This window comes from Halobacterium bonnevillei, from assembly GCF_009831555.1.
Taxonomy (GTDB): domain Archaea; phylum Halobacteriota; class Halobacteria; order Halobacteriales; family Halobacteriaceae; genus Halobacterium; species Halobacterium bonnevillei.
Genome location: NZ_WUUU01000134.1, coordinates 1 through 8548, shown reverse-complemented (window position 1 = coordinate 8548; position 8548 = coordinate 1). Strand labels below are relative to the sequence as shown.

General features: G+C 69.1%; 8 protein-coding genes and 1 pseudogene. 5 read left to right on the top strand and 4 right to left on the bottom strand.

Annotation, left to right across the window (positions count from 1 at the left end; translation table 11 throughout):
* A pseudogene (locus GRX66_RS13935) lies at nt 1-800 on the bottom strand (hypothetical protein); the annotation flags it as partial.
* Between the two features lie 97 nt (nt 801-897).
* Entirely contained in the window at nt 898-1551 is a 654-nt protein-coding gene (locus GRX66_RS13930; RefSeq protein ID WP_159527101.1) for a helix-turn-helix domain-containing protein, read from the bottom strand.
* 109 nt (nt 1552-1660) lie between these two features.
* Here GRX66_RS13930 and GRX66_RS13925 point away from each other — a divergent pair, with 109 nt between their 5' ends.
* On the top strand, nt 1661-1939 hold the full coding sequence (locus tag GRX66_RS13925; protein WP_159527100.1) for a DUF2249 domain-containing protein: 279 nt from the start codon (nt 1661-1663) through the stop codon (nt 1937-1939).
* Between the two features lie 19 nt (nt 1940-1958).
* Here the strand turns inward: GRX66_RS13925 and GRX66_RS13920 are convergent, their stop codons facing one another.
* Nucleotides 1959-2372 (bottom strand): pyridoxamine 5'-phosphate oxidase family protein, encoded by a 414-nt coding sequence (locus GRX66_RS13920; protein WP_159527099.1) that lies wholly within the window; start codon nt 2370-2372, stop codon nt 1959-1961.
* Nucleotides 2373-2614: 242 nt separating this feature from the next.
* On the opposite strand from GRX66_RS13920, the gene GRX66_RS13915 reads away from it, so the two are divergent.
* Nucleotides 2615-4951 (top strand): heavy metal translocating P-type ATPase, encoded by a 2337-nt coding sequence (locus GRX66_RS13915; RefSeq protein WP_159527098.1) that lies wholly within the window; start codon nt 2615-2617, stop codon nt 4949-4951.
* A 46-nt stretch (nt 4952-4997) separates the two neighbouring features.
* Here GRX66_RS13915 and msrA read toward each other — a convergent pair whose 3' ends face one another.
* Nucleotides 4998-5534 carry a peptide-methionine (S)-S-oxide reductase MsrA gene (msrA, locus tag GRX66_RS13910; protein WP_159527097.1) on the bottom strand — a complete coding sequence of 179 codons (537 nt, stop codon included), beginning with the start codon at nt 5532-5534 and terminating at the stop codon, nt 4998-5000.
* A gap of 299 nt (nt 5535-5833) precedes the next feature.
* On the opposite strand from msrA, the gene GRX66_RS13905 reads away from it, so the two are divergent.
* The 3 genes from GRX66_RS13905 (at nt 5834) to GRX66_RS13895 (ending at nt 8382) form a co-directional block, all read left to right on the top strand.
* A complete protein-coding gene (locus GRX66_RS13905; RefSeq protein WP_159527096.1) occupies nt 5834-6424 on the top strand; it encodes an AsnC family transcriptional regulator in 591 nt (196 codons plus the stop codon).
* A 1-nt stretch (nt 6425) separates the two neighbouring features.
* Nucleotides 6426-6635, top strand: coding sequence for a hypothetical protein (locus GRX66_RS13900; protein WP_159527095.1), 210 nt, complete (start codon nt 6426-6428; stop codon nt 6633-6635).
* A 100-nt stretch (nt 6636-6735) separates the two neighbouring features.
* A complete protein-coding gene (locus tag GRX66_RS13895; protein ID WP_159527094.1) occupies nt 6736-8382 on the top strand; it encodes a transglutaminase-like domain-containing protein in 1647 nt (548 codons plus the stop codon).
* The last annotated feature ends 166 nt before the right edge of the window (nt 8383-8548 follow it).

Here is an 8548-nt window from a genome sequence, read left to right as displayed (position 1 = left end):
GGACGGCGAACGCGAGCGCGCCGACCGATCAGGAGGCCGCCTGCGGTCGCCAGCGTCGCGGCGCCGAGGAGGCGACCAGTCGCGAGCGCGACCACGCCGACGGGGTAGCCGTACTCGACGTGCACGAGGTGCCGTTCGCGCCCGTGGATTTCGGTCTGAGTGAACATCGTCGCGAGCTGGTAGAGCGCGCCGAAGACGGTGCCGATAATCGCGCCGAACACCGCCAGCGTCGCGTGCGCACCGACGACTTCGGGCCGGGAGATGCCGCCAAACGGCAGTATTGGCGTCGAGAGGTCGAACGCCAGGATGAAGCCCAGCGCGGCGAGCACGGCGAAGCACGCGAGCGCGAACGCGAAGTGTGCTTCCGTGGCGTCCAGGCGGTCGAGGGTGGCCAGGGTCCGCGCGAGGTTGTACGCGAACACCCAGATGCCGGCGACGAGGACGCCGCCGAAGCCGTGAATCCAGTGGATGCTGGTCGCGAGGAACGCGGCGGCGAGGCCGCCCACGCCGACGGCGACCAGCGCGAGCGCGGCGTTGGCGAGTCGCCGCGAGTGGAGCGCGGTGTTCGACCACACTGGGACGAACTGCGTCATCGCGCCCATGATGGTGAGACACACCCAGCCGGCGAGCAGGAGGTGGACGTGTGCGAGGCGGGCGAACCCGGGCGCGACGTCGAACGCGCCCGCGAGGCCGACGCCCCCGCCGGCGAGCAGGAACGCGAACCCGACGAGGAAGTACCGCAGCGGCACCGTCATCGGCGGCTGCTTGTCTGTCGCGAGTCCGGCAGGCACGGCGCTCATGGGTGAACTGTCGCGGCTCGACGGCCTTCGAGTTCTCCCGAACGTGTTCGGTTCATCCTGCGTCTGGGTGGTGAGCGGCGGTCGCCGTCGGACGGCTTCAGACCAGTTCCTTGTCGGCGAACTGCGGGAGGTTGCTGGCGAACTGCTTGATCGCCGTCTCCTCGGCGCGGTGCAGCGTCTCGCTGAGCGTGGACTTCGCGGTGTCGAGGTCATCCGCGAGGTCCGTGAGCGTGCACTCCCGGGGCGTGTCGTAGTAGCCGGACTCGATGGCCGTCGACAGCAGTTCCTGCTGCCGGGGCGTCAGCAGGCGCTCGGAGTCCCCGGACTCGTAGAGGTAGCCGACCTCGAAGTCCATGCCGAACGCGTCCAGCTGGTCGCGGAGCGCGGACAGTTTGGCGTGGGGCGCGACCACTTCGAGGGACGCGTCCCCGTCGACGATCTCCAGGGGCGGTTCCAGCGGGAGCCCGGCTTCCTGGAGCGACCACAGCAGGAGCGGTTCGCTGGTCTCGAACTGGACGAGCACGCTGTCGTCGTCGCGTTCCAGCGGGTCCATGCCCACGACCTCGTCGTCGCGGTCCATGTCGCGCAGCACCTCGACGACGTCCGGGCCGGTGAGCTCGAGGAGGGCGACGCCGCTGTCGTCGTCCGGGAACGCCGCCAGCACGCGGAACAGCGTGTCCGGGTACCGCGAGGAGATTTCGGAGATCCAGACTGACGACGGCAGGTCGATGGTGAGTTGCGCGCGGGCCATTCGAAGATGTTCGGACGTACGACCCGGAGCACCAAGAGTTCTTCCCGAACATATTCGCCCGAATCCGTTCGGGGGAACGTACGGCCGGCGTCGCCCCCTCTGACCAGACATGGCCACGACTACCGACTGGGATTCGGTCCTCACCGACACTCCAGTACCGCTGGAGCGCGACCGGGAACTCCTCGACGTCCGGACGCTCGGCCCACCGGACCCGCTCGCAAAAACCCTCGAGACGCTCCCCGACCTCCCGGACAGCACCGTGCTCGTGCAGGTGAACGACCGCGCCCCGCAGCACCTCTACCCGAAACTCGACGACCGCGGCTACGATTACGACACCGTCGAGGCGGACGACGCCGTCGTAACTGGTATCTGGCGACCGCTGGACTGACCCTCGGGCCCTCACGGATTCAGGTCGGGCTCTGTCGGCCGGACACCTCGGTCGGCCGAAGTTCGAACCACGCGGCGTCCAGGTCGGCGCCCGCCGCGTCGAAGACGCTCATCCCGATGGGCGTCGCCTGGTCGACGTACGCCTCCCGCTTCTCCTCGCACGGAACCGGCACTTCTTCGAGCACGCCGTCGAAGACGACGCTCGTCCAGTCGTCCGGGTCCGTGACGTCGTACGCGACCAGCGTCGCCGGCGTCTGGTCGTCCAGTTCGGCCCACTTCTCGCTGTCGGAGTGTGAGAGGAACTGGAAGAGACACCGGCCGGTCTCGGAGTCGAAGCCGAACGAGACGGGGAGCGACGTCGGCGTGTCCCCGTGGAGTGTGAGCACGCCGTCCCCGCGGGACTGCAGGAACGCGGCGACTGACTCGTCGCTCATCTCGACGTCCGGCCGGGACGCACTGAGGTCCAGGGGCATTGCTACGCGAACGTAGCTGGCCGCAACGTTTACGCGGATTCGTCGTTCCTGCGAACTGGGAAGACGCCCGGCCGGCGCCCGACACGGCCCGCTCGCGGACCGAGTTAACAACTCCGGCACCATTCTTTATTACAATCTGGGCAGCTTCGACCGGATTTCTAACAGCCGAATTAATAACACGTGGTCTCATAGCCCCGCTCACGATGAGTGACTCCGCGCCGTCCGCCGACGACGAGGCGCGCGGCGACCCCGCGCAGTTGACCGCTCGGCTCTCTGTCCCCGAGATGGACTGCCCGTCCTGCGCCGGGAAAGTCGAACACGCGCTGGACGGCGTCGACGGCGTCGTCGACGTCGACACCCAACCGACCACTGGCCGCACCGTCGTCACCTACGACACCGAGGTCACCGACGAACCGACCCTCGTCGCCGCAGTCGAATCGGCGGGCTACGAGGTCACCGGGCGGTCGGGCGAGGGCGACGGCGAGGACGGTGGACACGAGGCGCCGTCGTCCGTCTGGACGAGCACGAGAGCGTTGAAGACGTGGGCGAGCGCCGCCCTCGTCGCTGCGGGGTTCCTCGCCGAGTTCCTCCTCCCGGGGCTGAATGCGACCGTGGGGTCGATTCTCGGCACGGACGTCCTGCTCGCGGACGCGTTCTTCCTGGTCGGCATCGTCGTCGCCGGCCAGCCCATCGTCCGCGGCGGCTACTACTCGCTGAAGGCGCTGAACCTCGACATCGACCTCCTGATGTCCGTCGCCATCCTCGGCGCCGTCACCGCCAGCGTCGCGTTCGGCGAGCGACTCTACTTCGAAGCCGCGACGCTCGCCGTGCTGTTCAGCGTCTCGGAACTCCTGGAGACGTACTCGATGGACCGCGCGCGCAACTCCCTCCAGGAACTGATGGACCTCTCGCCGGACGAAGCGACGGTCCGTCGTGACGGCCGGGAGGTCACCGTCCCGGTCGAGGACGTCCGCGTCGGCGACCTGGTCGTCGTGCGGCCCGGCGAGAAGATTCCGATGGACGGCGTCGTCGTCGACGGCGACAGCGCGGTCAACCAGGCCCCCATCACGGGCGAGAGCGTCCCCGTCGACAAGACCAGCGGCGACGAGGTGTACGCGGGCACCATCAACGAGGCCGGCTACCTCGAAGTCGAGGTGAGCGCCGAAGCCACGGAGAACACGCTCGCGCGCATCGTCGAGATGGTCGAGGACGCGCAGGCGAACCAGACCGACCGCGAGCAGTTCGTCGAGCGGTTCGCCGCCTACTACACGCCGGTCGTCGTCGGCGCCGGCGTCCTCGTCGGCGTCGTCCCGCCGCTGTTCCTCGGCGGTGCGTGGCCGACGTGGATTCTCCGCGGCCTCACCCTGTTCGTCCTCGCGTGCCCGTGCGCGTTCGTCATCTCGACGCCAGTCTCCGTCGTCTCCGGCGTCACGAGCGCCGCGAAGAACGGCGTGCTCGTGAAAGGCGGCAACCACCTCGAGGCGATGGGCGACGTCGAAGCCGTCGCGTTCGACAAGACGGGGACGCTCACGAAGGGCGAACTCGCGGTCACGGACGTCGTCCCCGTCGGGGACAACACCGAGACCGACGTGCTGCGGTGCGCCCGCGGCCTCGAATCCCGGAGCGAACACCCCATCGGGGACGCCATCGTCGACGCCGCCGCGGCCCGCGACGTCGACGCGCGCAGCGTCTCGGACTTCGAGAGCGTCACGGGCAAGGGCGTCACCGCGGACCTCGACGGCACCACGCACTACGCCGGGAAACCCGGGTTCTTCGAGGACCTCGGGTTCGACCTCTCGCACGTCCACGCCACCACGGACGGCGGCGTCGTCACCCAGAAGAGTCGCGACCTCTGCGAGCGCAACGACTGCCTGGACCTCCTGGAAGACCTCGTGCCGGACCTGCAGTCCGAGGGGAAGACGGTCGTCCTCGTCGGAACCGAGGACGACCTCGAGGGCGTGATTGCCGTCGCTGACGAGGTCCGACCGGAGGCGCGCGCGGCCGTCCAACGGCTCCGCGACCTCGGCGTCGAACGCACGGTGATGCTCACGGGCGACAACGAGCGCACCGCCGCCGCGATCGCCGAGCAGGTCGGCGTCGACGACTACCGCGCGCAACTGCTGCCCGAGCAGAAAGTCGACGCCGTGCAGGAACTCACCGCAGAGCACGACGCCGTCGCGATGGTCGGCGACGGGGTCAACGACGCGCCCGCACTCGCCACCGCGACGGTCGGCGTCGCGATGGGCGCGGCCGGCACCGACACCGCGCTGGAAACCGCGGACATCGCGCTCATGGGCGACGACCTGACGCGGCTCCCGTACCTCTACGACCTCTCGCACCGCGCGAACGGCGTCATCCGCCAGAACATCTGGGCGAGCCTCGGCGCGAAAGCCGCGCTCGCCGCTGGCGTCCCGCTCGGCCTCGTTCCGATCTGGCTGGCGGTCCTCGTCGGCGACGCCGGGATGACGACTGCCGTCACGGGGAACGCGATGCGGCTGTCGAGGGTAACACCCGACCTCGACGGTGAGACGGACGAGTAGCCCGGACGCACGGACAGCCGTACTCGCCGAGGACTGTCTCGGAGCGCTACTTCACGCGGTCGGCGAACTGCTCGCGGACTTTCGACACTTTCGGCGCGACGTTCACCGAGCAGTACGCCTGGTTCGGGTGTTTCTCGAAGTAGTCCTGGTGTTTGTCCTCGGCCCGGTAGAACGTGTCCAGGGGCTCGATTTCGGTGACGATGTCGTCGTCGAACGCGTCCTGTGCTTCGAGTTCGTCGACGAACGCCTCGACGCGCTCGCGCTGGTCGTCGTCGTGATAGAGGACGATCGAGCGGTACTGCTCGCCGACGTCCGGGCCCTCGCGGTTCAGCGTCGTCGGGTCGTGGACCGTGAAGAACACCTCCAGGAGGTCCTCGTAGGAGACTACCTCGGGGTCGTATTCCACCTGGACGACTTCGGCGTGCCCCGTCGTGCCGTTACAGACCGCTCGGTAGGACGGGTCTTCGACGGTGCCGCCGGCGTACCCGGAGGTGACGCCCGTGACGCCGGCGAGTTGCTCGAACGCCGCCTCGACACACCAGAAACACCCGCCACCGAACGTCGCTGTTGCGGTCGCAGTCATACCCAGCTATTGGAGACGCTGCCAGTTAACGGCGCCGACCCCGGAAGCGACAGTGGGCGCCCCTCGCGAGTCCGCAATCGGAAGTCGGGTTCGGGCGGCTGCCCAGCAGCCCGTTCGTGGCGGCGGACAGTTCGTAGTCGGGCGCGGTCCGCGCTGGCGTCGGTCACGCCACCGACGACCTGCGACGCGCCCGTTCCCTAGAACCACTCCTCGTATCGTTCCGGCGTCGACTGGGAGCGCTTCGGATTCGAGCGTGAAACGACGATAGTGCTTTGTGAATTGAAGCGCGACGGGGTAATATGACCGACCTCGACGAGACCGACCGTCGCATCCTCGAACTGCTCGCGGCCGACGGCCGACGCCCCTACAGCGACATCGCCGACGACGTGGGGCTGTCCGCGCCGGCGGTGTCCGACCGCGTCGCCGCGCTGGAAGCCAGCGGCGTCATCGACCGGTTCACCGTGGACATCGACCGGTCGCAACTCCGCGAGGGCGCCCACGTCCTCGTTGACCTGTCCGTACCGCCCGGGAACGTCGACGAAGTTCGAGAGAGCGTCGGCGCCGCCGACGCCGTCGAACACGTGTTCGTGACCGCCAGCGGCGACGTCACCTGCTCGGCGCGCCTGCCCATCGAGGACGTCCGCGCGTGGGTCGGCGACGTCGTCGGCACTGACGCGATCACGGACTTCGACGTGACGCTGCTGGAGTCCGCGGACTGGCGGCCGAGCGTCGGCGGCGCGGAGTTCGCGCTGGCCTGCGACGAGTGCGGCAACACGGTCACCAGCGAGGGCGAGACGGCGCGCATCGGCGGCAGCCGCTACCACTTCTGTTGCTCGTCCTGCCAGGCGCGCTTCGAGGAGCGCTACGAGCGACTCGACGCGGACGCCTGAGATGCACCGCGACGCGTTCGTCACGCGGTCGCTGGTGCTGTTCGGGCTGGTGGCCGCGAGTTTCGTCGTGCTCGGGTTCAGTCGACTCGTGCTCCCGTACCGGGTCGCTCGCCTGCTCGCCGCGCCGTTGTTGTTCGCCAGCGCGGTGCTGGCCGTCTTCCTCCTCGCCCACGCCGTGCTGGCGGCCGTCGGCGTTCGAGAGTTCGAGTAACAGGACGCCCGACCGAACGTGCCCGCTCCGCGGTCGAGGCACCGACGCCGACTACACCCTCCGAACGATATAGGTGGCGGGAACGCGAACCACTGAGTGAATGAGCGACGCGCCCGACGGCCCCGACACGCGACGCGCCCTCCTCGCGGTAGTCTGTGTCCTCGGCCTCGTCGTCGCATCGACGGCGGCGCCAGCGCTCGCGAACCAGGCGCCGCTGGGCGGACTGGATTCGCCGCCCCGACCGAGCGACGTCCCCGACTTCGTCAGGAACCTCCCGGGCGTCGAACAGTTCATCGGCGACACCGACCCCAGGACGGACCTGGAGTTCGGGACGTCGGCGTTCGGCGCACTCACGCCCGGTGACTCGACCGACGTCGGGGGTGCGGTGTCACCAGAACAGCAGCGCGACGCGAAATCGGCCCACTTCGTCGCGGAGACGTCCAACTCGACGTACTGGCGGACCGGCGCGTACACGACGTACACGGGGTCCGGGTGGACTCGGGAGAACGTCAACCGCGTGCAGCCGCCGCGGCCGCCGCACAGTCGACCGACGCATTGGGCCAGCGTCACCCTCCGGAAGACGGCGACGAACCTCCCGACGCCGTGGCGGCCGGTCGACCTGAACCTCGAGTGCGGCGAGGAGATCCCCTGCAACCAGGAGTTGTCGTTGACCCCGACGTCGGACATCGAGTCGTCGCCGCCGATGAAGGCGGGTGCGACCTACCGCGTGCAGAGCGTCGAACCGGTCGACGACCCCGCAGTTCTGCGTGACGTCCGCGTCGCGGGCAGCGTCGTGTCCACGGAGTACAACACGGTGGAGACGACGGACCGCGTCCGCGAGCTGGCGGCCGAGGTGACCAGCGACGCGGACAACCGCTACGACGCCGCGAAGGCCGTCGAAAGCTACCTGGAGTCCGAGAAGACGTACTCGCTGACCGACGTCCCCGAACCCGGCGAGACCATCGCCGACCAGTTCCTCTTCGAGCAGTCAGCGGGCTACTGCGAGTACTTCGCGACGACGATGACCGTGATGCTGCGCGCGCAGGACGTCCCAGCCCGGTACGTCGTCGGCTACCAGGGCGGCGAGCGCGTCGGCCCGGACCGCTACCTCGTGCGCGGCGCGAACGCACACGCCTGGGTGGAAGTGTACTTCGAGGACGTCGGCTGGGTGCGCTTCGACCCGACGCCGAGTGACGCCCGCTCGGACGTTCGCTCGGACCTGCACGAGAACGACCCGGACTTCCGGGTGGCGCTGAACCAGTCTGCGGTGCCGGGCGAGGACGTCACGGCAAACGTGACGACGGCCGGCCTGCCGGCGCGTGGCGTCACCGTCGTCGTGAACGGCGACTCCGTGGGGTCGACCAACGCCGCTGGCGAAGTGACGTTCACAGTGCCGTACACCGAGACGCTGAACGTCACAGTGCTGCCGACCAACGACACCGGTACGGTACCCCTGTCGCCCGAGAACGCGTCAGCGGGCGGTCCCGGCGCGAGGTCCGACCCCGCTGCAGCTGGGGTTCCCGGGCCGAGCGCAGCTTACAGCGTCCGCCGCCCGCGTTCGGCGTCGCGGGCGCCACTGGCGGTGACGCGTCGTTCGCCCAGCAGTCCGACGACGAGAACGGCACGACACAGCGGTTCGACGTGCGGTCGGACGTCCGATTCTCCTTCGACGGCGACGCGGAACCCGGCGTCGAGCGGACGCTGTCGGTCACAGTCGCGGGCAAGCCGTTCGCTGACGCGGCGGTGAGCATCGCGGGCGTCGACCAGGGGCGGACCGACGACGGCGGCACCATCGCGGTCCGGATTCCGTCCGACGCCAGCGGCGTCATCGACGTGACGGCGACGCGTGCGGACCTCAGCGAGACGACGACGTATCCGGTCGACGACCTCTCGGTCGCGGTGTCGCCGTCACT